22 protein-coding genes are annotated in these 23,930 nt (G+C 52.0%); 20 read left to right on the top strand and 2 right to left on the bottom strand.

The features are described 5' to 3' along the window. Positions 1-238 precede the first annotated feature (238 nt). The 8 genes from J2X61_RS02115 (at position 239) to J2X61_RS02080 (ending at position 11,027) form a co-directional block, all read left to right on the top strand. A complete protein-coding gene (locus J2X61_RS02115; RefSeq protein WP_274467479.1) occupies positions 239-1,171 on the top strand; it encodes an ABC transporter permease in 933 nt (310 codons plus the stop codon). A gap of 14 nt (positions 1,172-1,185) precedes the next feature. Beyond that, positions 1,186-2,058 (top strand): carbohydrate ABC transporter permease, encoded by an 873-nt coding sequence (locus J2X61_RS02110; protein ID WP_274466887.1) that lies wholly within the window; start codon positions 1,186-1,188, stop codon positions 2,056-2,058. A gap of 70 nt (positions 2,059-2,128) precedes the next feature. Continuing rightward, positions 2,129-3,808 (top strand): type 2 periplasmic-binding domain-containing protein, encoded by a 1,680-nt coding sequence (locus J2X61_RS02105; RefSeq protein WP_310185451.1) that lies wholly within the window; start codon positions 2,129-2,131, stop codon positions 3,806-3,808. Between the two features lie 24 nt (positions 3,809-3,832). Continuing rightward, a complete protein-coding gene (locus J2X61_RS02100; RefSeq protein WP_274467478.1) occupies positions 3,833-4,915 on the top strand; it encodes a Gfo/Idh/MocA family protein in 1,083 nt (360 codons plus the stop codon). Positions 4,916-4,939: 24 nt separating this feature from the next. Then, positions 4,940-5,953, top strand: a complete 1,014-nt coding sequence (locus tag J2X61_RS02095) for a Gfo/Idh/MocA family protein (RefSeq protein WP_310185450.1) — start codon at positions 4,940-4,942, stop codon at positions 5,951-5,953. Between the two features lie 118 nt (positions 5,954-6,071). Beyond that, positions 6,072-7,019, top strand: a complete 948-nt coding sequence (locus J2X61_RS02090) for a sugar phosphate isomerase/epimerase family protein (protein ID WP_274466883.1) — start codon at positions 6,072-6,074, stop codon at positions 7,017-7,019. Between the two features lie 11 nt (positions 7,020-7,030). Continuing rightward, complete coding sequence (locus J2X61_RS02085; protein ID WP_310185449.1) at positions 7,031-8,770, top strand: hypothetical protein; 1,740 nt, start codon at positions 7,031-7,033, stop codon at positions 8,768-8,770. Positions 8,771-8,789: 19 nt separating this feature from the next. Beyond that, positions 8,790-11,027 carry a glycoside hydrolase family 88/105 protein gene (locus J2X61_RS02080; RefSeq protein ID WP_310185448.1) on the top strand — a complete coding sequence of 746 codons (2,238 nt, stop codon included), beginning with the start codon at positions 8,790-8,792 and terminating at the stop codon, positions 11,025-11,027. 540 nt (positions 11,028-11,567) lie between these two features. On the opposite strand, the gene J2X61_RS02075 is transcribed toward J2X61_RS02080, so the two are convergent. Together J2X61_RS02075 and J2X61_RS02070 are read right to left on the bottom strand one after the other, a co-directional pair. Continuing rightward, positions 11,568-12,029, bottom strand: coding sequence for a transposase (locus J2X61_RS02075; RefSeq protein WP_310185447.1), 462 nt, complete (start codon positions 12,027-12,029; stop codon positions 11,568-11,570). 329 nt (positions 12,030-12,358) lie between these two features. Further along, positions 12,359-12,781 (bottom strand): collagen-like protein, encoded by a 423-nt coding sequence (locus J2X61_RS02070; RefSeq protein WP_274467477.1) that lies wholly within the window; start codon positions 12,779-12,781, stop codon positions 12,359-12,361. A 512-nt stretch (positions 12,782-13,293) separates the two neighbouring features. Here J2X61_RS02070 and J2X61_RS02065 point away from each other — a divergent pair. From J2X61_RS02065 to J2X61_RS02010, 12 genes are all read left to right on the top strand, one after another. Continuing rightward, entirely contained in the window at positions 13,294-14,331 is a 1,038-nt protein-coding gene (locus tag J2X61_RS02065) for an HD-GYP domain-containing protein (protein ID WP_274466877.1), read from the top strand. Further along, positions 14,331-14,627: a helix-turn-helix domain-containing protein gene (locus J2X61_RS02060; protein ID WP_274466876.1), complete on the top strand. Its 297-nt coding sequence runs from the start codon at positions 14,331-14,333 to the stop codon at positions 14,625-14,627. The genes J2X61_RS02065 and J2X61_RS02060 overlap by 1 nt, the downstream gene beginning before the upstream one ends. Positions 14,628-14,803: 176 nt before the next feature. Next, entirely contained in the window at positions 14,804-15,565 is a 762-nt protein-coding gene (locus J2X61_RS02055; RefSeq protein ID WP_274466875.1) for a YveK family protein, read from the top strand. Next, positions 15,546-16,211: a CpsD/CapB family tyrosine-protein kinase gene (locus tag J2X61_RS02050; protein ID WP_274466874.1), complete on the top strand. Its 666-nt coding sequence runs from the start codon at positions 15,546-15,548 to the stop codon at positions 16,209-16,211. Before J2X61_RS02055 ends, J2X61_RS02050 begins: the two co-directional genes overlap by 20 nt. A 45-nt stretch (positions 16,212-16,256) precedes the next feature. Further along, complete coding sequence (locus tag J2X61_RS02045; RefSeq protein WP_274466873.1) at positions 16,257-17,537, top strand: efflux RND transporter periplasmic adaptor subunit; 1,281 nt, start codon at positions 16,257-16,259, stop codon at positions 17,535-17,537. Between the two features lie 21 nt (positions 17,538-17,558). Next, a complete protein-coding gene (locus J2X61_RS02040) occupies positions 17,559-19,280 on the top strand; it encodes a hypothetical protein (RefSeq protein ID WP_274466872.1) in 1,722 nt (573 codons plus the stop codon). 12 nt (positions 19,281-19,292) lie between these two features. Continuing rightward, on the top strand, positions 19,293-19,490 hold the full coding sequence (locus J2X61_RS02035; protein ID WP_310185444.1) for a hypothetical protein: 198 nt from the start codon (positions 19,293-19,295) through the stop codon (positions 19,488-19,490). A gap of 76 nt (positions 19,491-19,566) precedes the next feature. Next, positions 19,567-20,352 (top strand): hypothetical protein, encoded by a 786-nt coding sequence (locus J2X61_RS02030; RefSeq protein ID WP_310185443.1) that lies wholly within the window; start codon positions 19,567-19,569, stop codon positions 20,350-20,352. Further along, positions 20,349-20,618: a PqqD family protein gene (locus tag J2X61_RS02025; protein ID WP_310185442.1), complete on the top strand. Its 270-nt coding sequence runs from the start codon at positions 20,349-20,351 to the stop codon at positions 20,616-20,618. Before J2X61_RS02030 ends, J2X61_RS02025 begins: the two co-directional genes overlap by 4 nt. Beyond that, positions 20,605-21,066, top strand: coding sequence for a signal peptidase I (locus J2X61_RS02020; RefSeq protein WP_310185441.1), 462 nt, complete (start codon positions 20,605-20,607; stop codon positions 21,064-21,066). Before J2X61_RS02025 ends, J2X61_RS02020 begins: the two co-directional genes overlap by 14 nt. Before the next feature lie 19 nt (positions 21,067-21,085). Then, positions 21,086-22,909: an ABC transporter ATP-binding protein gene (locus tag J2X61_RS02015; RefSeq protein WP_310185440.1), complete on the top strand. Its 1,824-nt coding sequence runs from the start codon at positions 21,086-21,088 to the stop codon at positions 22,907-22,909. After that, entirely contained in the window at positions 22,878-23,903 is a 1,026-nt protein-coding gene (locus tag J2X61_RS02010; protein ID WP_310185439.1) for a nucleotidyltransferase family protein, read from the top strand. The genes J2X61_RS02015 and J2X61_RS02010 overlap by 32 nt, the downstream gene beginning before the upstream one ends. The last annotated feature ends 27 nt before the right edge of the window (positions 23,904-23,930 follow it).

The following is a 23,930-nucleotide window of genomic DNA, read 5'->3' as shown; positions in this document are numbered from 1 at the left end:
GCTGCCGCCAAATGCTCATTGTTTCATACCCCGGTGTGTGTAGTTTGGCCTTGATGAGGTCATTATACAATATTTTAAGGGGATAGAAATCGCTTCCACCGATTACCTAACGAATTTATAGAATGTTCTATAATTTTTTAAGGGTTTTAAATGACGAAGAAGATAAGATAAGTGACATACCAATTGATTAAAGGAGTGAGCAATCATGAGCAGCCGGATAGAAGAACCTCCTGTCTCGATGTCATCCGTGCCACTGCCGAACTCCGCTTCTTTAAAGAGAAGCAGACGGCTGAAACAAAATATCCCTTTGTTCATTATGCTGATCCCCGTCTTCGCTTTCTATATTCTGTTCAAATATTGGCCGATGGGCGGACTTGTGATCGCTTTCAAAAACTATAATTTTGCAGACGGCATTCTGCACAGCCCTTGGGTGGGCTTGAAATATTTCAAGCTGCTGTTCTCCAGCTCCAACACCGTGCAAATTATATGGAACACATTCTGGCTCAGCTTCCTGAATCTGATCTTCGGCTTCCCGGTTCCGATCGTGCTGGCGGTATTGCTGAACGAGGTGAGAAAAGCGAGCTTCAAGAAGTGGATACAGACGATCGTCTACTTACCGCACTTCTTCTCTTGGGTTATTGTCTCCGGTATCGTGCTCTCCTTGTTCGCTACCGATTACGGCTCGATCAACAAGGTGCTCAAATTGTTTGGGATGGAACCGGTTACGTTCCTGTACGAATCGCATTCATGGATCGCCATTTTCATTGGCTCCGGCATTTGGAAAGAGATGGGCTTCAGCACGATCATTTACTTAGCGGCATTAACGACCATTGATCCGGCGCTGTACGAGTCTGCGGGGATGGATGGCGCCTCCAAATGGCGGCAAATTTGGCACATTACACTGCCCGGTATCCGGCATACCATCATTCTGCTGCTCATCCTGGCGATGGGCAGGGTGATGGAAGTGGGCTTCGATCAGGTGTATAACCTGCAGAACAGCGCCGTTGCCGATTCATCCGAGGTCATTAGCACTTATATTTACAAAATCGGTCTGGGCAGCTCGCAATTCAGCCTTACGACTGCGATGGGACTGTTCGAATCGGTCATCAGCTGCAGCCTCGTGCTTCTCGCGAACCGGATCGCCCGCAAATTCGACCAAGCCTTATTCTAGCAGGAGGAACCGACATGAAAACGAGTCAGGGAGAAAAAGTATTCTATGCTGCCAACTATGTCGTCTTGTCAGCGATTGCCTTAACGTGCTTGCTGCCCTTCATTCATATCGTGGCGCTGTCGCTAAGCGACCGTCCCTCGGTTGAATCCGGTCATGTATTCCTCTGGCCGGTGGGCTTGCAGCTGACCGCTTACAAAATATTTTTCATCGCCAGCCCCGCCCTTGAGGCATTCAAGAATAGCATTATCATTACGGTAATCGGTGTCGTGATCAGTATGCTGGGAACAATTTTGGCCGCTTATCCGTTGTCGAGGGGATATTTGTACGCCCGCCGGTATCTGGTGATGGCAATGGTATTTACGATGTTATTCTCAGGAGGGCTCATTCCCACCTATCTGGTCGTCAAAAACCTGTCGCTCATCGACTCTTACTGGTCCATTTGGTTAACAGGGTTCATTAGCACATACAACATGCTCTTGATGAAAAGTTATTTCGAGAACATCCCGCATGAAGTGCAGGAGGCCGCACGAATCGATGGCTGCAGCGATACATGGCTGCTGATTCGGGTGATCCTGCCGCTGTCGCTGCCGATGCTGGCTACGCTGGCTTTATTTTATGGCATTAATTACTGGAATGCTTTCATGAGTGTTCTGATGTACATTAACAAGAGTGAAATGCAGAATCTGACGGTCATCGTGCAAGCGATGCTGCAGAAGAACGATTTGTTGAACTCGCCTAGCTTGAATCCAAGCGAACAGCAGATGGTTGTGACGGAGATGGTGAAATCCGTTGGCGTCGTGGTGATGGTGGTGCCGATGCTGCTTGTGTATCCGTTCCTGCAGAAGTATTTTGTGAAAGGCGTTATGCTTGGCTCTGTCAAAGGTTAGTTCACCGTTATTGAAGAAGGCATCTCAGTTTATTTCAAACTTTTACAATATACTCTTGGGGGGAAAAAGTATGAAAAACTTGAAGCTATGGTTAGGCGTAAGTTTGAGTGTGGTAGCGGTAGGCGCTACGCTTGCAGGTTGCAGTACGGAGAAAAAGGAAGGAACGGCGACGACGGCTGCGACCGGCAAGCCGGGCGAGACAACGCCAGCCAAACGCGGAGATGTAACCGTATCCATGTATGACCGGGGGGGAGTTCCGGCTTCGGAAGGCAACTATGAAGAAAATCGCTGGACGAAATGGATTAATCAAAACGGTCCGGCCAATGTGAAGTTCGTCCCTATCCTGCGCAGCGATTCGACGAAGAAATTGAATGTGCTTTTCGCTTCAGGCTCAGCACCGGATATCGTGAACGAGTACAACACGCCGTTCCGCGGAAGCTTGTACGATCAGAAGCAGCTGCTCCCTCTGGATAATATTTTGAAATACATGCCGACCTACTCCAAATTGCTGGAGCAGTATCCGCAGCTTAAGAAAGCGGGCACGAAGCCGGACGGTAAGCTGTACGAGATCGGGAAAGTGAAAGAGGCAGTGCCGGCGCATATCCTGCTCATTCGTTCGGACTGGTTGAAGAAGCTGAATCTCTCCATGCCGACGACGACCGAGGAGCTGTTCCAAGTTGCGAAGGCGTTCGCCGATCAAGATCCTGACGGCAACGGCAAGAAAGATACGTACGGCATGAATATGAGCACATATTCCGAGCAGGCGATCAACGAAATGTTCGGCGAAGGCTCGTCCAGCACGCTGCTGGCATGGGGACTGAAAGACGGCAAAGTGATCCGTCAATGGGATAACGAGCTGGCTTCCCTGACCTTCAAGAAGAAGCTTTATGACGATGGAATCGTCGATAAAGACTATATCAACGATAAAGACGGAGCCAAAGCGAAGCAGGACTTCCTGAACGGCAAGATCGGCATCTATGTGAAATTTACCGGAGGTTGGTACGATTTCGTGATGAACGATATGGTGACGCTGAAGAAAAATGTCGCCGGTGCCGAGATCGCTCCGCTCGGCTATCCGAAATCACCGCTGGGCACATTCACGGGTGCGATTGACAACCCTGTCCAAATGACGACGGTCATTAATGCGAAAGCCAAGGATCCGGAAGCGGTCGGACGTTACCTCGAGTTCATGATGAAGCCGGAGAACGCGATGAAAATTATCGCCGGGGATGAAGGCACGCACTGGAAGAAAGGCAGCAACGGCTGTCCGCAAACGATCGACCCTGCTAAGTCTAAGAACGAGGTTGGGTATGCGCTCGACTATACGATGTTCTTCTCTTCCGGTACAGACAAGTGCAACTACGTCCTGAACCAGTTCTCGCCTGATGTGCCGGAACAGAAAGCGGGCATGGACATGTACAAAGAAGTACAGAAGCTTTATTTTGATCCGCAAAGAGAATATCCGGGTATCACGCTTGGAGACCATATGCCGGTTTACAGCGCCGATCTCAACATCATTAATACGACGATTCTGAAAGAGAAAGGCGATCTGTTCGTCAAGGCGATCATCAGCGGCAGCAAGTACACGCCGGAGCAAGCGATCAAAGACGCGCAAGCAGCTTGGGATAAAGCAGGCGGCAAACAGCTCGAGGACTTCATGAATAAATGGTATCAAGAAAATAAAGACAATGCGTTCATGGCGAAAGACGTGAAGGAAATCGTCAAGCAGCAAATGGAAATGGTGAAGTAATTCAAGAGGATTCAGGAGGCAAGCATCATGAGGAAACTGCAGGTTGGCATTATCGGCTGCGGCGGCATTGCGACAGGTAAGCATCTGCCCAGCTTGAGTAAAATTGAGCAAGTGGACATCGCGGGATTCTTCGATGTCCGTCCGGAGAGCGCGAGACAGGCGGCGGAGAAGTTTGGCGCTCCCGATTCGAAAGTGTACGACAGCTATCAGGCGCTGCTCGCCGACGCTTCGATTGATGTGGTTCATATCTGTACGCCGAATGACACCCATGCGGAAATATCCATTGCGGCGCTGGAAGCCGGTAAGCATGTCATGTGCGAGAAGCCGATGGCCAAAACGGCGGCCGATGCCAGACGCATGGTGGAGGCGGCGAAGCGCACCGGGAAGAAGCTGACGATCGGCTACAACAACCGGTTTCGCGCAGACAGCCAATATCTGAAGCGCGTTGTTGAGGAAGGCGATTTGGGCGAGATCTATTTCGCCAAGGCGCATGCGGTTCGCAGACGCGGTGTGCCGACATGGGGCGTCTTCCTCGATGAGGAGAAGCAAGGCGGCGGCCCGCTGATCGACATCGGTACGCATGCCCTTGACTTGACCTTGTGGCTGATGAACAATTACGAGCCGAAGGTGGTACTCGGTACGGCCTACCATAAGCTGTCACGCAAGGAGAATGCCGCCAATGCCTGGGGACCGTGGGATCCGGCTAAGTTCAAGGTGGAAGACTCGGCTTTCGCGATGATCGTAATGAAGAATGGCGCAACCATTATGCTGGAGTCCAGCTGGGCGCTCAATACGCTGGATACGAAAGAAGCGAAGACCACTCTCTGCGGAACCGAAGGCGGCGCGGATATGCAGGACGGCCTGCGCATCAACGGTGAGAAGCATAGCCGCCTCTATGTGAACCAGCTGCAATTCGAAGCGAAGGGCGCGGACTTCTATGAAGGCAAGAAGGAGAGCATGCAGGACAAAGAAATCCGCTTATGGATCGATGCGATTCTGCATGATAAACAGCCGATTGTAACCCCTGAGCAATCTTGTGTCGTATCGGAGATTCTCGAGGCGATCTACGAGTCGAATCGGACAGGGGAAGCCGTTTATTTTAATTAAAGTCACGAAGGAGATTTATGCCGCATGATTCGAGTCGCGATGTTAAGCTTCTGGCATGTGCATGCCAAGGACTATGCCCGCCAGGCGCAAATGAACCCGCACACGCAGATCGTCGCAATCTGGGATGAGGAGCCTGAGCGGGGACGGCAGAAGGCCGAGGAGTACGGCGTCACCCTCTATGAGGATTTGCACGAGCTCTTGGCGGATCCGAACATTGATGCCGTCATTGTGTGCACGCCGACGGCGATGCATCCCGAGGTGATGATCGCTGCTGCTCAAGCGGGCAAGCATATTTTCACGGAGAAGGTTGTCGCCACGACCGTGAGGGCTTGCAACGACATCCTGGCAGCCGTTCGGACGGCGGGCGTGAAGCTGACCGTTTCACTGCCCCGTGCGTACACAGGCTTCGCAGATGCCATCTTGCGGGCGATTCGCGAAGAGGAGCTCGGGACCGTGACGACCGTGCGGATCCGGCTTGCGCATAACGGCGCGCTTCCGACGGAGCAGCATCCGAACGGAGCGCTGCCCGCTCACTTCTTCAATCTGGCGCAATGCGGCGGAGGCGCGCTGATGGATTTGGGCTGCCATCCGATGTATTTGACCCGCATGTTCCTAGGAGTGCCGGAAAGCATCAGCGCCTCATTCGGTTATATTACACAGCGCGAGGTCGAGGATAGCGCAGTCGCAATTCTTCGCTATCCCGGCGGTGCGCTGGGCATTGTGGAGGCGGGCTTCGTTAACGCCTACTCGCAGTTCGATATTGAGGTGCAGGGAACGCAAGGCAGCATGAAGTACAGCAGGACGGATAACACCTTGTTCGTCCGCCAATCCAAGCTGGCCGGCGAAGGCTGGCAAGCCGTGACGGAGCTGAGGGACGATATCCCGATGCCATTCGAGCAGTGGGTCTCTCACATTCAGCATGGAACGACGGCATCGGAGAACTTGGCGCTAGCTCTTGACTTGACCCGCTTCATGGAAGCGGCGACGATATCGGCAAGATCGGGGGCGGCCGTTCGGCTGCAAGACCTGATGGAGTGAGGCATCCGCCTGCGATAAGGCCAGTTCATCCCCTGCATAGATGGTATGGGAGAGCTGGTCTTTTCAGTATTTTGACACAGCATTCGACATAGGGGATTCATAAGGAGGCATATATTCAATGATCGACAAAGGGGCGTATTCCTTTTCTACGTGTTGGAATATTAAGAAGCATTCGATTGGCCGGGAAATGATCGAGGAGATTAAAGCGCTTGGCTTTCGTAACGTGGAGCTGAACTACAATGTGACCGAAGAGATGATGACGACGATCGAACCGATGATCGAACGGGGAGAGATCGGCATTTCGAGTGTGCACAACGTGTTTCCGTTCATTAACGATCCAGATTACGATACGGATTCCGTTATGCTCGGCTTTGATGATGAAGAGAAGCGCAAGCGTTCCGTAGAGCTGCTGATCCGGTCGATGGAGTACGCGCACCGTTACGGTGCCAAGGCCGTGGTCGTGCATCCGGGGGAAGTGCCTTTCGCATCTAATATCGATCTGGATCTCAAGAGGCTGTACCGGGACTATGGAAGAAATTCGGCGGAGTATCAAGGGTTATGGCACAATATGCTGGAGCGGAGAGATCAGCTGAGCCCCCGGTATGTGAAGCGCATCCAAGACAGCTTGGAAGAAGTCAGCGAGCATGCGGCGAAGCAAGGCTGGAACATCGCCATCGGCATCGAAACCCGCTCCAGATCGTACCAAATGCCTACATTAATGGAGGCTAAATCCATTTGCGACCATTTGCAGGGCAGTCCGGTCCGCTTATGGTACGATATCGGACACGCCATGATGATGGACCGGATGGGCTTATATGACAATTTGAAGGAGCTGCAGGAAGTGAAACGCTATATATATGGCGTGCATATTCATGAAACGCTGGAGCTGTCCGACCATTGGTGCCCGTATGTGCACAGCAAGGATCTGCATTTCTTCGATCATTTTCTGGAGGTTATCGATGCGGCGGCATGCAAAGTGTATGAGCTGAAAGCCTTGTGCCAGCCGGATGAGATCGAAGAAAGCCATCGGCTGATTACAAGTAAAATTGCCGCTATGAAAGGTTAGAGGTGAGGAGCATGGACCCTATTTATAAGCAGTTAGTTGACCAAAATGACCAGCTTGCCGCTGCAGCGCTGGAGAAGCAGGTACTGGACCCCGCATCGAAGTATTACGGCGGCGTCATCGACGAAACCGGCATCGCCCGAGCCAGCCATCACAGCACGCCGGTGTATATCGCCGCCTGGGCTGCCGCGCTCGTAAATCCCGATTCCCGCTATTACCGGGATCCGGCATTAGCCGCCTCGCTGGACATGGCGGCGGATTTCATGCTGAACCGGCAGCATGCGGACGGGACGGTGTCGCTCGGCTCCACGAATTATCATTCCCCGCCCGATACGGGCTTCGTCATCGGCGGCGTTGCGCAGATTTATCAGCTGCTGGCCCGTCAGGAATGGGCGGACGTGCAGCCGGCCGCCGCCAAGCTGAAGCTGTTCCTGGAGCGCACGATTCCGGCGATGCTGAGCGGAGGCTGCCATACGCCGAATCACCGCTGGGTGATTACAGCCGCTCTTGCGATGCTTCATGAAATCTTCCCGCAGCCCGAGCTGAAGGAAAGAGCCGAGGCATGGCTGGCCGAAGGCCTCGACATTACGGCGGACGGCGAATGGACCGAGCGAAGCAACGGCATCTATAATGCGGTCAGCGACCTTGCGCTGTATCATACCGCTCGTGTATGGGGCCGCCCGGAATTGCTGGATAGCGTCCGGCGCAATCTGCGCATGATGGTCTATCTCATTCATCCGTCAGGCGAGGTCGTGACCGATTACTCGGGCCGGCAGGATTTCGGCCAAACGTACAACATGGCGACGTACTATACCATTTACCGGCTGATGGCCGCTTACGACCAAGATCCTGTATTCGCCGCGATGGGCGATTATGCCGGCACCTTCCTGAAAGGGCCGGACGGTGTGAACAATAACGGGCTGCTGCACATGCTGCTCTATCCGGAAACGGAAGCCGCGGTCCGCGAGCTGCCGCGTGCCGAGCTGCCCGATTCGTACGTTCGCATTCTGAATCTGTCGCACCCTGTACAAGAGCATCTGAGCCTGATCGATGCGGTGGGCCACCATATGCATATTCAGCATAGCTCCATGCATCTGGCCTTCGGCGCGCCGGTCGTACGCATCCGCGAGCAAGCGCAGAGCGTAACGATCATGCCTCGGACGCCGTCTTTCTTCTCGCTGCGCCACGGAGATGCGAGATTGCTCGGCGTAAAGCTGTCCACCTCCTTCTCGCCGGGCATCGTGAAGTTCGATGAACTGACGGCGGAAGATCATGTGTACCGATTAGACGCGACATTAAGCAAGGGCTATAACGGGCCTATCCCGCAGCAGCATCTGCCGCTCACGTCCCAAGGTCCTGTAAGCCCATGGTATTTGCTGCCGCACCAGCATAGACCGATGACGCATCTGCAGACACTCGAACTGCAGGCCGAAATTACGCGAGGCGCGTCCGAGTGGAAGATTCGTGTCCAATCGGATCAGCGCGAGGATGTGTTCGCGCAGCTGACCTTTATTTTGGGCAGCGAAGGAGAGCTCGAAGGCAGCGGCTTGGAGAATGCAGGTGACGGGAAATATTTCCTGAAAAGCGGTTCAGCCGTCTATACGGCGGGGATTGACCGCATCGAAATATCGGACGGGGCTTATGAGCATCTCCTGCCAGGCGTGCGTGAAGATGCGCATCCGGCAGGCTGCACATATGTCCATGTTAACCTGATGACGCCGTTCGACCGTACGTTCACGGTAAGGCTGTTATAGAAAGGATTGTGGAGCTACCATGACGACTTATTTCCATGAGCAAGAGAGCATCCGGGCCAGGCTGGGCGGGGATGACGTGCGTACGCTCAAAGTGCTCGCCGACCGTTATATCGGGGCGAACCCGCCCGTACCGTTCGCGTTCCGGGCGTTTAACCGGGATGGCATTCTGCAAAATGAAGAGGGGCTGTTCGACCTGGACCTGGGACGCCGGTTCCCGGAAGCGAAGCAGGGCCAAATCTCTTACGCCTACAGCCTTGTCTGGAGCGATAGCGATCGCAATCTGGATGTCCTTCTACGCTGCCTGGGGCCTGTCCAGTTTTATTTCAACGGGGAGCTGGCCTACCGTTCTAACGTGATGGATGAGCTGAAGCCGGATGCGACGGTCAAATTGAATCTCGATTTCGCCAAAGGCTGGAACCGTCTCTGGATCAAGGCGAAGCACACGGCGGCCGGCTTCGGATGTCTGTTCGGCTCCGACGAGGCGAAGGTACGCATCCTGAATGTGCGCTCGCCGTTCGCAGAGCGGTTAGGCCAGGCCGGTTGGGTGTACTCGGCGCCCGTCGACGCGGATGTGTTCGAAGGGATCGCGCTGCCGAATCCCTTCTCCTCCGAGCGGGAGCACGGCTTAGCTTGGCTGCCGGAGGGCCGGTGGCGCGAGGAAGAGCTGGCGCTGCTCAATTGTGAGCGCATGTTCGGTGTCCAGCCCGGCAGGACGGCCTATGCCTGGAGCGTGCTCCACTCGGACCGCCCTGGGGCTGCGCCTTATGTGCTGAAGGGAACGAGCGCGGGTCCGGCAACCGTCTGGGTGGATGGCCGCCTAGTCGCGGATGTTCCGGCGGCCGGCAGCTTCCAAGCGGAGGTGGAGCTTGTTTATGGCCGCCACGACGTGCTGGTATGCAGCAGCTGCGGTCCGCAGTCGTGGGGGTTCACATTGGAAGGATGGGCAGGAGGAGAGCCCGCTCCATTCCGGGCGCCTGCTGACGTGCACGGGAGCAGTGGGGAGGCGTGGTTTTATCTAGGTCCCTTCGATGCTTCGCATGACCTTGATGTCAACGAGCTGCTTACGATGAAGCGGGTCTTCCATAACCAATATTGGCGGCTGGACCGTCCGCGGACGTGGATCCGCCCTTATTATGAGAATGCCATGCTGAGCAACAAATGGACGGTTGGGAACGCCACCAATTTCGGCCGTTGGGATTATCCGCTCGGCGTGACGATCTATGGCCTGCTTCAAACAGGGCGTTTGCTCGGTCGGCCGGATATAATTGCGTATGCGCTGGAGCACGTGCAAAGCTGTACCGACATGTACGAATACTCGTTATGGGATCGTGCACAGTACGGATTTCCGGCCATCAACCAGCAGCTCGTCATGATGAAAATGCTTGATAATTGCGGCTCGTTCGGCTCCGCGATGCTGGAATCGCATAAGGATGATGCGAACGCCGGGTACATGCCTATTGCCCAGCGGATCGGAAACTTCATGCTGCGGGAGCTGGAACGGAAGGAGGACGGAGCCTTCTATCGGGTATGCCAGGATGAGTATTCGGCGAATACGATGTGGGCCGATGACCTCTACATGAGCACGCCTTTCCTATGCCGGTATGCCGGTATGACAGGAAACAGCGAGGCGTTAGACGAAGCCGCCAGGCAGTTTCTTCTATTCCGCAGCTACCTGTACATGCCGGAGCAGCGCATGATGTCCCACGTCTTCGACTTCAAATATGGAATGCCGACACGCATTCCTTGGGGGCGCGGAAACGGGTGGACCTTGTTCTCCCTCACGGAGGTGTTGGAGGCTCTGCCGGAGGACCATGTGCATCGCGCAGAGCTCGTTGCGTTCTTTCAAGAGTTGTGCGCGGGCTACGCGGAGGTGCAAGCGGATAGCGGGCTCTGGCATCAGGTGCTGAACGATCCCGATGCGTACCAGGAGGCTTCCTGCACCGCGATGTTCGCATACGCTTACGCCCGGGGCGTCCGGTTCGGCTGGCTTCGCGAGCCTGAGAGATTCGTCCGTGCGGCGCTGCGCGCGTGGGACGGCTTAACCCGTTACGCCATAGACGGGCAGGGCAATGTGCACGGCGTGTGCAGCGGTTCGCGTTATGCATTTACAACTGATTATTATAAGAAGGATCTGCTGACGGTTACGAATGATAACCACGGTGTTGGGATCATGATGCTTGCAGGAACTGAGCTTGTGAAGCTGAAAGATTGGCTTGGCGGGCGGGGCACGATTGGAAGCGCCGGGCTTGCCGACTAGTTCTGATTGCACCGCCCCATAAAAGGAAGTCCGGCATGTTCACGTCGTGTGAATGCCGGACTTTTTTAGTGGCTGGGAACCGAGGTTCCGCTAATGGACAATGCGGACCTTATTCGGCGTAATTGCGCCGGTTTGATATTGTAGCGGACACCAACGCCGTTATTTGGCCGTTCGGACCGGAATTTGGCAATAGCTTTGCATAGAACCTAACATTCGTTAAATAGTGTGTGTGTGTGTAGGTGCCTCGTACCCCAGTACGGAAATCTCCCAAATCTAACCGGCTTAGACATGCTTCGATTGGGAAGCTTGGCGGCGCGGGAGCGGAACGGAAATACAGGCCCTTATTTTAGTATAACGAGGGCCAATAGCCGCCGAAGCGGAAATAAGATGCGTTATTATGCTGATTGAGCTGCAAAACGACCAAATTCAGCAAGGATAACGCATTGTATTTCCGCTTTACCTTCCAGAACCGCTAATTCAGCCGTGTTAGCGAACTGTATTTCCGCTGGCGTGAGCGAAACGGAAATACAGGCCCTTGTTTCAGTATAACGGAGGCCAATAGCCGTCGAATCGGAAATAATTTGAGAGGTATGCAATCAGGGTCAAGTAAATTTGGTTCCATACAGCGGACGCTTTGGTGTTGTAGAGCTTCTTTAAATTCACATTTTCCTTCAGAGATCGAAAGAATATTTCAATCTTCCATCGGTACTTGTAAATATCACTAATCTCCATTGCTGTCAGATCCCATCGATTCGTTAGCGCCCGAATTCGAACTAGCTTTTTCTTTCGATCGACAAACGTATACTCCACCAGACGTAGGCGAACAGCTTTCTTCGATGTTGGTACCACAATGTCCACATCGGCATTTAATATGACGGTAGACTGACCTGTTACTTTTCTCGTTTCCACGATCTTACACTTGCTGTTAGACTTAATGCGAGCCATGAAGCGAGTACCTCCTTCTGCCCATTGCTGGTACTGGGCGTAGTTGAGATACACCATTGGTCAAACACATATGTATACGTCGGTTCAATCATCAGTCTTGAAGCAACTTCTTGGTCCGAGACAGCGGCGGTAGATAAGACGACTTTTGCAGGGCATACACTGTCGTTGTCCGCGGCAACAAGCATGGTCTGCATGTTGACGGCATTTTGCGTCTCCGAAACATAGGCCCACTTGCCGTAAACTGGAGGAAGCGAGATTTCCGAAGAGTCTAGAATGGCCAAATGTCCCAAAGCGTCCAGATCAGATTTCTTTACATAATGCGTCCGTTAGAGAGAGTCTTCCAAATAAAAATGGATACGGGAACCCCGTATCCATCTCTTCTCCGATTAACAAGTGAACGAATCAATGAAGCGCAAGTCAATGCCGAAGTACATCCATGAGAAGCCGTTCCAACGGAAGCCTGCGATGGAGTTGCGGCCCACGAAGATCGGATAATACCAGAACTGCTGGCCATTGCTCAGCCACACATACGTGAAGCGGAACATGCAGCGCCGAATGCCGCCCGGATCTACCGCAAAGGTGGTACCGCCGCCCGATTTAAGCGGCTTCTGCGGTGTGAAGGCCGGAGGCGCAGTTGTCGGAGCTTGCGCTTGGCCGCCTCCAGGCGGCATGCCTGGGCCTGGTCCGGGGAAACCAGGCTGCCCGGGGAATCCGGGCTGACCGGGAAATCCCGGCTGCCCAGGGAATCCAGGCGCACCCGGGAAGCCGGGCTGTCCTGGGAAGCCCGGTTGCGGGAACCCCGGCGTCATGCCGCCTCCGGGAATACCCGGGAAGCCGCCGCCCGGCATACCGGGGAAGCCGAACATGCCGCCTAAGCCGCGCGGGTCATAGACAGGCACCCAAGTATAGGCTTGGGGGACGGGATAACCATATGGATAAGGGAGAGATTGCGGATAGTCGGCAGCGTAGACCGGTTCCGAATCGAGCTGCTGCTGTTCAAACGTATGTTCTTGTTCGTTATTCCGGGTCTCTAGCTTTTTGCTTGACGTCATAAACAGTTGTTCCTCCTTAGGTAAAAGCGGATTTGTCGATACTTACTATATGCAGGGGGCTAGACGGATGTCACGGTTGCAAGGGGGTCTAGCGATATCTTTTACCAATACGCACCAAAAGTCCTAAATCACATTGGGTTTATATGGGTTTTAGGTTTTTTATCCTAGGTTAGGATGGATAAAGACGGGAAAAAGATCCCATGGTTGTAGCTTATTTTGTCGTATATAATAGAAAATGGTTATATTTTGAAATAATGGGGCGAAGGCTATTGAGAGAGCTATTGGGCAAGATGCTGAAATACGATGTAATGACAAGCTATGGACTTGTATTGGCACCTAGTAAAACCGTACTCACCCAAGAGCACTTGGATTTATTTCGACAACATCGTATTCACTTCATGGACATAATAACGACAACGGTACAGGATGATGAAGATCAGCCGGTCTTGGAAGTTGTCAGCTCCCCTAACACCTCCGAGCTTCTAGTACAACAAGCTTCCGCATATGCCAAGCAATTATTCGAACGGATCGGGACTGAGCAGAAGATTCCGCTGACGGAAATCAAGAGCGAGCTCCTCCCCATTGTGCAGCAGGCTGCCGAGCAACCTAATTTGTTTAAGCTGTTTCAAGCTGTCAGAGCGAAGGATGAGTACACACATCAGCACAATATCGGTGTAGGAGTTCTGTCGACGCTGATCGGCAAATGGTTGAACATGGACGAGCAAGAAGTTGAATTACTGACACTTGCAGCCACACTGCATGACGTAGGCAAAGTGACCATCTCGCCGGACATTTTACAGAAACCGGGCAAGTTGACGCCGGAGGAATTCCGGGAGATGAAGCAGCATACGATTCGCGGGTACAATTTGCTTCGGGAGACCGCCGGCATCCACTTTCGGGTAGCTCTTGTGGCCTTGCAGCATCACGAGCGGGCGGACGGCAGCGGGTATCCGATGGGATTGAAGGAAAGCCAGGTTGATCGAATGAGCCGGATCGTCGCTGTTGCGGATGTGTTCCATGCCATGTCTTCGAAGAGGCCCTACCATCCCATGATGCCGTTCTACGAAGTGGTAAGACGCATGAGGAGCGGACTTTTTGGTGAATTGGATCCCCATATCGTGTCTGTTTTTCTGGATAATATGATTCGCAACCTAATTGGCAAGAAAGTGAAGCTCACCGATGGTCGTTGGGGAGAAGTGATTTACATCAATCCGACGGATGATACGAATCCGCTTGTGAAGATAGAAGAAGCCTATGTAGACCTTAGTCGAGAACGTCACATTCACATAAAGGAAGTTGTTGTATAATGCAGAATTCAATCGCAGATAGTCAGGTGCTGCAACAATTTTTCAACAAGTATGGTTTGACCCAACGTGAATCGGAAATTTTAAGCCTTATTGTCACCCACGGGTATACGAACAAGGAAATTGCCGAGAATTGCTGTATCAGTGAGAAGACGGTCAAAATTCATCTGGCGAACATTATGAACAAAATCGGCATCGGCTCGATGAGGCGGCTGTTAGCCTTGCTTCTACGGCAGGCGCTTATGGTTTCGGCACTGAAAAATGAGAAAAATATCGTGACCTCCATGGCGATAAATTAGGGACAAAGAAAGGGCCTTTTCCGGGCCTTTTCTTTTTTTTTCGCGCGATACGATTTGGAACTTCTTGCCGTAACATCTTATTGACATGATACAAAAAGTATCTTAAAGTAGTAATTACAAGAAGATACAAATAGTATCATCGAAAATGAAAAGAGGACTTCTCACGGAGGGGAAACATGGAAATTAATTTAAAGGGATATCTGACCATCATCTTGAAGCGCTGGTGGCTGATCGTAATGATTGTGCTAGCATGCACCGTACTGACAGCGCTATATACAACGTCGAATTATGTTCCTATTTACCAGGCATCCACGAAGCTGATCGTCAATAAAACCTATGAGCAGGACCAGCTTGGCACGGAACAAATCGATTATGGAGCGATCGGCGTGAATATGGCGCTCATTAATACGTACAAAGAAATCATCAAGACACCCGCTATTATGGACAAAGTCGTTCAACGCTACCCCGATCTCAACGTCTCTACGGATCAATTAATCTCCATTGTCAATGTGTCGAACCTCAATGAAACGCAAGTCATGTCGATAACTGCAAGGCATGTTTCACACGAAAGAGCCGTTAGAATTGCGAATGCGGTATCCGATGTCTTCCAAACCGAAATCCCCAAGATTATGAAAGTCGATAATATTACGATTCTGAACAGAGCCAAAGTGCAGGACAATCCGACCCCCGTGAATCAAAAGTCGAATCAATATATCATCTTAAGCTTCATTGTTTCGTTGGCTGCTACAATTGGTATCATTCTGCTGGTGGATGCGCTGGACGATACGTTGAAAACGGATGAAGATATTCGGGAAGTTATGGAATTATCGACATTGGCCTACATACCGAAAGTGAAGAATAAAGAACTGAGAGCCAAGCTAAGGTCCAAATCCAGAAAAAAAGCAAAGGAAATCGCCTATGCCAAAACCATCCACTAATTCGCCAAGCCTGATGCACATGCACCTCGATTCTCCGATATCGGAAGCTTACCGCTCCTTGCGGTTCAATATCGAATGCTCGGTCTTCGGCCGCGAAGCCAAGACGATTACGATCACATCCTCAAGCCGTGGGGAAGGGAAAACGACAACGGCCGTGCATTTGGCAGTAGCTTATGCCCAGATTGGGAAGAACGTGCTGCTGCTTGACGCCGACCTGCGCAATCCGTCCGTTCACCTTGCATTCGGCGAGAGCAACGCCAAAGGGCTAACCAATTATCTGGTTGAGCATTATACGGCGAGAGAGCTCGTGAAGAAAACGCACATCGAGCATCTCTCCATCCTGACTGCGGGACCTGTCCCCCAGAATCCGTCCGGGCTGCTTGCTTCGAAGCAGATGGATACTCTGTTGGCGGAGCTCAGGGAAGAGTACGACATTATCATCGTGGATACGACGTCGGTGCTGCATATTACGGATGCCAAAATTATAGCTACGAAGAGCGACGGCGTTCTGCTCATTGTTGAATATGGCAAAGTGAAGCGCAGCGTCGCCAAGAAAGTGAAAGAAGAACTGCAGCTGGCCAATGTCAAATTGATCGGCGTCGTACTGAATGAAATCAAGCACAACAGTGCCGAGGCCTATATGTAACCGATGATGTGAAAATTCATGGCAAGGGGAGCGAATTCATAGCCAATGAGAAGAAAACGACGAAAGCCAAAGCGGCAAGCGATGAGAATGGTCGGCTTGATCACGCTGAGCATCGGCATCCTGGCGGGCTGTTCCGATACGGTGGTAAATCCGGAGGCGAATTCCGTGTATACGGATCAAGCGCTGAAGCCCGTGAAGGTCTTTAAGGTGATTAAGCAAAAAATCGGAGATCCGGTGGAACGCGCCGCTGAAGTACAGTCCTCCGCGCAATTCGGCGTTACGTCCAAGGTTGCCGGGGATATTGAGCAAGTACTGAAGAAGCGCGGCGATATGGTGCAGGAAGGCGAAGTGATCCTCCGCTTGAGGTCGGCGGAGGCGGTGAGCCAGAGAGAAGCGGCCGAACGTGCCGTCGCTACGGCGCAAGAGGCTATTGCCAAAGCGAAGGCCCGGGCGATCAAAGAAACGGAAAGCCAGAGGCTGGAAATGAGCAACTCCATTCAAAAGATGGAGTTAGGGATGACCGGTCTAATGCGTAACTACAATAAAATGAGGAACGATTACGATATCGGGCTGGTCACGAAGGCACAGCTGTACCAGATGGAAAGTCAAATGATGAGCGCCCGCTTGGATTTGGACCAATTGAAGAAGAAGCTGAGCCTGCTGGAGCCGGTCGATGCGACCTCGGAATTGGAGCCGCAGCTCAAGAACGCACAGATTGCGCTGCAGCAAATCGATCAGTCCATGAAAAATCTCGAAGTGAAAGCCACGGTCAGCGGTTTATTGACTGAGATGCCGCTGGAAGCGGGAATGACACTGCAGCCAGGCGCTAACGTCGGAGTCATTCAACGGCTGGATCCGATCAAAATCAAAGCCCAGTTGAACGAAACGGAAGCTAAGCAAATCGGCGACAAGAAGGAACTGACCTATTATGTGACAGGTGCGAAAGACAAGTATAAAGGCGCGATCAGCTACCTGTCCAAAGTCATCGATCCGGAAACGAAGTCGTATGAAATCAACTTGGAAGTACCGAACAAAGATCTGGCTTTGAAGCCCGGCTCGAAGCTGCGTCTTCAACTGACGGAGGAGCAGGATCAGATCGTTGTGACCGTTCCAACTTATAGCATCGTGAAAGAGGGAGACGACGCTTTCGTCTTCGTGCTTGCGGGAGATACAGTGGAGAAGCGGAGCATTCAGCTGGGAAGATTGAATGAACCTAACCAAGAAGTGCTGTCGGGTCTCAAAGAAGGGGAGTTGGTTGTGAAAACCAGCCCGAATGAGCTCAGCAACAAACAGAAGGTTCAAATGACGGCTGTGGAAGAGCAATAAATAAAATTGGAGTGACTCGAATTGAAAATAAAATGGAAACATACGATGGTCATGTTCATCTTGTCCGCCTCCCTCGTGATTCCATCAGCGGCTTTCCATGTGGCGGCCGATGAGAAATATACGTATTCCTCATCCGTAACCAGCTATTCATTGACCGACGAGATTAAGGTGGAAGTAAAAAGTGTATTGAACGAATCCACCCCGGAGGGCACTAGAATCGGCGCAGTTGTCCGCTTATTCAACAATGGAGACCGCTTGACCGGAGTCCCTGAGTATGAAGTTCGCGTCAAGACGCAGGACGGCTTGGAATACATTCTTCGCCCGAGTCTGGCGAACGCCAAAAATATTCAGCCCAAGGAGACGGTCGAGCTCAGCTATATGAATGTAGTGGAGCGTTACGATGTCTTCGCTTTGACGGAGCTTTCCTTCTATGATGTGGATGAATTCGTTTATCCGAAGCAGGAGAAGAGAATCATATCTCTGCCTGTATCCGCCATAGAATGGAAAGGCGAGAAAGCTGTCCTCACGGATCCTGCGGCACTGAAGAAGTGGGAGGACTCCTTCAAGATTCCTGTTCTGTCGGATACGCTGGAGTTTAAGCCGGTTAGCCTGAACGAACAGAATACGTCCGATGGAGCAGTGACCATTGCCACCATGCTGGCTGTGAATACCGGAGATAAGAAGACAGCAATCCCTGACTTCCGGTTGAACGGAAAATCCGAGAATAAGGTGTACGAAGCCAAAAGATTGGAGAAGGATCCGATCTTCCTGGAACCGGGAGAGAAAAATTATCTCCACTACGCCATTCCAATCAGGAACAGAGCGGATTTGAAAAGCTTGTACGTGCTGACGCCGGAAGACTTCGTGGCCGAGGATAAAACGCATACGACTTATGCGATCGGCAGATTGTCGATTACGCCGCCGGCAACGAACAGTGCGCGTTACGATATGAACCAATTGCTGCCCTACGAATTGAACAAGCCGATCAAGATCGATCCGTTAACGAAGCTCATTCGACCTGATATCGAAGTTTCGATGACCGACCTGCGCATGTACGAAAGTGCCGGAGGCGGCTTCAAAGCAGCGGTAGCCAAGTTCAAGCTGCTCAACCGCAGTGAGAACCCGCTCCAGGTTCCCCAGTTCCAGACCGCTCTGACAAGCCTTAGCGGGAATAAGTATGTGGGGACAAGACAGAGTACGCAGGTAGATACGCTTATCCCGAATATCAGTTACGTCATCTACTACTCCTTCATCATTCCGAATGCAGAAGCGAGCGAGCAGCTGGCTATGGAGATTACGGATGGCAAGAGTGTGGAGCCATATCATCTTCCACTGGCCGCCTTCAAAACGAAGATCATCGAAGAGACGGACGATATGTCTTCGGCGTTCTATCCGTTCCAAGCTACGCTGAACGATTGGACAAGAGGAGTTAACTACAGTATGGGCGGAGGAAGTCTGCCCTACGCCTATAAGATGAATTTGGATTTCACGATCAAGCTGCAGGATGAAATCGTTGTGGACCAAAGCTTTTCCAAAATGAGGGTAGAGTTCGCTGACGAGAAGAACAGAATCATGGCCTCCAAAGTATTTTCATTTACAGGCGAGAACAAGCTGGTAAGCGGCACACAAACGGTCGAATTCAGTTTGGATCGCCTGGAGACAACGGTATATATTCGTATATACGAAATGATTGATACACCCTTCGGGGAAGCAAGACGCCTTATCCAAACCTTGAAACGCTAGGAGAGTGAGACGATGGAGGACAACGCGAAGCGGGAAACCAAGCCATATGCGCGCCCCATGGTTCTAAGCCAACAGCCGGTTCGTTTTGAAACGGCTCAAAGCTGGAATAAGGGCCGAGGCAACCTGGATCACCCGGGTAAGGGGAATGACGGCATCAATTACCCGAACCCTCCGTACACCGGTCCGCATCAAGGCGGCAAGAAGAAGTAAGTGGTCTCCACAGGGTCAATGGCGGGAGCCGTTGGCCCTCCCAGTAAAAAGTGAATAACGCCCAAGGGGATGCACCATGGATACGATATATACGACAATTGGCGAGCAGGCCATTCAAATCAATTGCCATTCGGAAGCGTTAACAAATTGGATAAGCAGGAACTTCCCGGAGACGCCTCCCGGGAAAGCGTCTGCCGATCTCATGATCGAGCTCTATGACGGATATGGGACTCCTTTTGCCGATTATCACGTCGCGATCACCAAGGAGGCGGATACGATCCGTTTCGGCAGGGCTGATTATTTGATCGAGACTGATGCAAGGTATCGCCACGCCATTGTTTCCGTACATAATGACCTGGCACTCAAGCATGCCCTCATGAATTTATACAGCTCTTATGCGGTACGTCATCAGTGGGGATTATTAATTCATTCGTCTTGTGTGATGGATAACGGGAAGGCGTACCTGTTCGCCGGGCATTCGGGGGCGGGCAAATCTACCGCCGCTAAGCTGTCGCATCCCCGGGAGCTTCTCTCGGATGAAGCGACGATTCTCCAGATTACTCCCGAAGGGATCACCGTCCATAACTCTCCTTTCCGCAGTGAGTTGGACACCTCAGATACGATCGCAGCCAGTCCGCTGGCAGGCATATATTTATTGAATCAGGCGATTCAGAATCGCGTTGTTCCTTTCAGCAAATCGAACGGCTTCCTTCAGCTGATGGATAAAGTGTTCCATTGGTCTCACAATGTGGAAGAAACCGGATACGTCCTGCAATTAATGCAGCATCTTGTGAATACAGTTCCCGTGTACGATCTGCATTTTCAGAAAAATAATACATTTTGGGAGTTGATTTCCTCATGACCCGATACCTGCGGATGAACGATTATGAATCGATTCAACTGGATGCGGAATGGATTATTTTGAATACGGACGAATATACCTTAACCAAGTTAAACGGCGTGGGCGGATTCTGCTGGTCGCTGCTCGGTGCGGCGCAAACCGTCAGCTCGCTGAGCGAAGCCGTTCGCCAGGAATACGCCGGCGCGGACGCAACGGTGGAAGAGGATATTGAAGCGTTCCTCAGCGACATGGTGGCCCGAGGCTTGGTTCAACATGCCGTTTCCTAAGGAATCGATTCAGCTTATTGCTCGCGTCATTCGCAAGCAGGGCTGGATCGAACTGCCGGCACGAGGAACGAGTATGTACCCCTGGATTAAGAAAGGGGATGTATGCCGGTTCGTCGATGCGGAAGCCGCTAACATCAGGAAGGGCGATATCCTTCTCTATCATACGCCGTATGGAAGCATGGTCGCACATCGGTTCTGCCGGCTCGAAACGGGCAAGCAAGATCGCGAGCATCGCTACGTATGCAAGGGGGATAGTAATCTTGCGGCTGACGAACCCATTACGCGGGATCAGCTGCTCGGCAAGATGGTCTGGACGGAACGGAACGGGCGAATTATTCCTGCAACGGGACTGGTCGCTGCGATATGGGGGCGGACGATTCTTGCGGTTCCCCTGTTCTCGCTGTTCGTTAGAATGTACTTAAATCGAAGAGAAAGCAAGCTCGGATAGCTTTCTATGGAGTGACCGTATGATAGGCATGATTCGCAACTGCATAATCGCCGCTAAGGAATATTTAACGTTGAAAGAGATTCGGAGAACCTACGCCTTGTTAACCCCTTATATGCTAAGGTACTGGAAGGTGTACACGGGTCTCTTTTTTTTACTGTTTACCGATATCGGGCTCACCTTAGCCTACTCGTGGTTTTTCGGAAATTTGACGGACGCGGCGATTCACAGCGATTTCGTGCGGATGAAGCAGATTATGCCCCTCGGGGTCGGTCTCGTGCTTACCAGCATTGCGTCGGCGTATCTGAATACCGTTCTCGAAACCATTGCGACGAATGCCGTGAAAAGGGATTTCTCCGTTCATTTGTTTAAGCATATTTTGTTATTGTCGGGGAAGCATTTGTCCGCCCATCACTCCGGCGAGCTGATGTCTCACTTCGCCAATGACATTCACAGCATGAACGGCGTAGTCGGGAGAAGCCTGCTCGATCTCGTGCGGCTCCCGTTCATTTATCTCGCCGTGTTGATTTACTTGGTGCAGATCAGTTGGAGCCTTGCGCTTCTCTGCGTCCTCATCGCTCCGGTAGCGATGGCGACCGGCGTTATCTTCGGTTTCCTGCTTCGCAACAACGGCAGATTAGTGTACAGCTTGATGGGAACTATCAGCTCGCTGCTTAGTGAAACCTTCCAGGGCCTGCCTGTCATTCGGGCGTATATTATGGAGAAGTCGATTTTCGCTCAATATGTCAATAAGAATCAAGAATTGTATGAACTGGAAATGAGCAATGCCAAGCTGCGGGGCTGGTTCTATGCAGGGGGCCATGCGATCTCCTCGATCACCTTCCTTGTCAGCCTTTGCGTAGGTTCCTACTACGTATCTTTGAGTGCAATTACCGTGGGCTCCTTGCTCACTTTCGTTAACCTGGTTAATCATCTGGTATATCCGATGACAGAGCTTGCCGGACAATGGGCAGGTTTCCAACGATCGGCCGCAGCATTGGAGAGAATCCACAAAGTTCTGGAAGAGCCCCGGGAACAAAAAGGGCTGCCGGAGGCGGTTCCCGCCAAATCGCTGGAGAAATCGATTCGTTTTCACGACATTACGTTCAGCTATGACGGACAACACCACGTTTTCGAACAATTCCATTTGCAGATTCCGGCCGGTAAGGTCGTTGCCATAGTCGGCTCGAGCGGTGCGGGGAAAACGACGTTATTCAACCTGCTGTTGGCCTTATACAGACCGCAGACCGGCACCATCTTCCTGGATGACAGCTCCTATGAGGAATTCTCGCCATCCAATCTTAGAAGTCTATTCGCTCATGTTTCGCAAGAAACCTTTCTATTCGGCAGTACGATCAGGGAGAACCTGCTATTGGCGCGGGAGGGCATTACCGATGAGGAAATGATGCGGGCCGCTACCATTGCCAATATCCACACGTTCATCGCTACGCTACCGCATGGCTATGACACCGACATCGGCGAAAGAGGAATTCGGCTGTCCGGCGGCCAGAAACAGCGTATGGCCATTGCGCGGGCCGTGTTAAAGAATGCTCCGATCCTCCTGCTGGATGAGGCTACCTCGGCCTTGGACAATGAGACCGAACAGCAGGTGCAAGAAGCCTTGTACCGATTGATGGAAGGACGTACGACACTTGTGATTGCCCACCGGCTATCGACGGTGCAGCACGCGGATCTTATCCTCGTCATGGATCAGGGCCGTATTGTGCAGAAGGGATGCCATCAAGACTTGATGCGCCAGAATGGCCTTTATCGCAATTTATATCGGAAAGGGTTGCAGAAAGGGGATAAGCTCGTTGATCATCACTTTGATACAAGCGCTGTATGATCCGCGAATTCCTATGCCCCAGGATCAGCAGTTCTATGAACAGGCATGGGAGGATGCCGAGTTTTTCGAGATATCGCCGCAGATATACGGGCTATTGAAGCAGCGGGAGCAGCTTGAGCGTACGCCGTTGTTTTTTCAGGAGCGGCTGCGGCATAAATTTAATAAGGCCGTCTATCAAAACATGTTCATCCGGCATCAAACGCAATTGCTATTGGCAAAGCTTGAAGAAGCGTGCATTGAAACCATTCCGCTCAAGGGGACGCTGTTCGCTGAGAAATATTTCGGTCACCTGGGAGCCAGGTGCACGTCGGATATTGATCTCCTGATTCGCCCGTCCGAGCTGGAGAAGGCCATTCTTTGTGTGAAATCGCTGGGCTATACGATCGAACAAGAGCGAATCTCCGGTCATTTCCATTGGAGCTTCAGCAAACCGATACCCGATTCGGTGATCCCGTTAACGGTTGAGCTGCATTGGGATTTGCTGAAAGAGAACACATCGAATTTAAGAATCGAAGAGTTCTGGGAGCAGGCTGCGCCTTTGGGTGCCTATAGGTACATGAAAGAATTATCGGACTATCATACGTTCTATATGATTTGTTTGCATGGCTGGAGGCATAATCTTAACTCCCTTAAATATTTTCTCGATATCATTCAGATCATTCACCACCTTAACGGCAAGCTGAGCTTCGACCGATTGCAGAGGGACGCCGCTGCTCACCGGACACAGAGGAGGATCGGCCGGACTTTGGCCATTGTGTACGCCTATTTCCCGCATCTGACGAATACGCTGGAGCTGCCCGAGGCATGGAAGGTGCGTCTATGGTGGGAGTACAGTTCGCTAAGGTATAAAAAGCGTTCGCTGCAGGGGTATTTGAATTGGGTTTATTATCATATTTTTGATTATGACAAGGTTCAGCATACGTGCGGAGCGCTGTTGGAATGGCCGTATCGTGCAGCGGATCGGGTGGCGGCAGACAGAAATAAAAAGCTGTAATAGACAGTTGACAGGCAAGAACTTCGA

The sequence above is a fragment of the Bacillus sp. 3255 genome (assembly GCF_031456485.1).
Classification (GTDB): Bacteria; Bacillota; Bacilli; order Paenibacillales; family NBRC-103111; genus Paenibacillus_E.
Note: the sequence above shows the minus strand (reverse complement) of the source record. Positions and strands in the feature narration are given on the sequence as shown.

Coding starts and splice junctions, on each gene's coding strand:
- J2X61_RS02115 (WP_274467479.1), top strand. CDS start 239: ATGTCATCCGTGCCACTGCCGAACTCCGCTTCTTTAAAGAGAAGCAGA.
- J2X61_RS02110 (WP_274466887.1), top strand. CDS start 1,186: ATGAAAACGAGTCAGGGAGAAAAAGTATTCTATGCTGCCAACTATGTC.
- J2X61_RS02105 (WP_310185451.1), top strand. CDS start 2,129: ATGAAAAACTTGAAGCTATGGTTAGGCGTAAGTTTGAGTGTGGTAGCG.
- J2X61_RS02095 (WP_310185450.1), top strand. CDS start 4,940: ATGATTCGAGTCGCGATGTTAAGCTTCTGGCATGTGCATGCCAAGGAC.
- J2X61_RS02090 (WP_274466883.1), top strand. CDS start 6,072: ATGATCGACAAAGGGGCGTATTCCTTTTCTACGTGTTGGAATATTAAG.
- J2X61_RS02085 (WP_310185449.1), top strand. CDS start 7,031: ATGGACCCTATTTATAAGCAGTTAGTTGACCAAAATGACCAGCTTGCC.
- J2X61_RS02080 (WP_310185448.1), top strand. CDS start 8,790: ATGACGACTTATTTCCATGAGCAAGAGAGCATCCGGGCCAGGCTGGGC.
- J2X61_RS02075 (WP_310185447.1), bottom strand. CDS start 12,029: ATGGTGTATCTCAACTACGCCCAGTACCAGCAATGGGCAGAAGGAGGT.
- J2X61_RS02070 (WP_274467477.1), bottom strand. CDS start 12,781: ATGACGCCGGGGTTCCCGCAACCGGGCTTCCCAGGACAGCCCGGCTTC.
- J2X61_RS02060 (WP_274466876.1), top strand. CDS start 14,331: ATGCAGAATTCAATCGCAGATAGTCAGGTGCTGCAACAATTTTTCAAC.
- J2X61_RS02055 (WP_274466875.1), top strand. CDS start 14,804: ATGGAAATTAATTTAAAGGGATATCTGACCATCATCTTGAAGCGCTGG.
- J2X61_RS02050 (WP_274466874.1), top strand. CDS start 15,546: ATGCCAAAACCATCCACTAATTCGCCAAGCCTGATGCACATGCACCTC.
- J2X61_RS02045 (WP_274466873.1), top strand. CDS start 16,257: ATGAGAAGAAAACGACGAAAGCCAAAGCGGCAAGCGATGAGAATGGTC.
- J2X61_RS02035 (WP_310185444.1), top strand. CDS start 19,293: ATGGAGGACAACGCGAAGCGGGAAACCAAGCCATATGCGCGCCCCATG.
- J2X61_RS02030 (WP_310185443.1), top strand. CDS start 19,567: ATGGATACGATATATACGACAATTGGCGAGCAGGCCATTCAAATCAAT.
- J2X61_RS02025 (WP_310185442.1), top strand. CDS start 20,349: ATGACCCGATACCTGCGGATGAACGATTATGAATCGATTCAACTGGAT.
- J2X61_RS02020 (WP_310185441.1), top strand. CDS start 20,605: ATGCCGTTTCCTAAGGAATCGATTCAGCTTATTGCTCGCGTCATTCGC.
- J2X61_RS02015 (WP_310185440.1), top strand. CDS start 21,086: ATGATAGGCATGATTCGCAACTGCATAATCGCCGCTAAGGAATATTTA.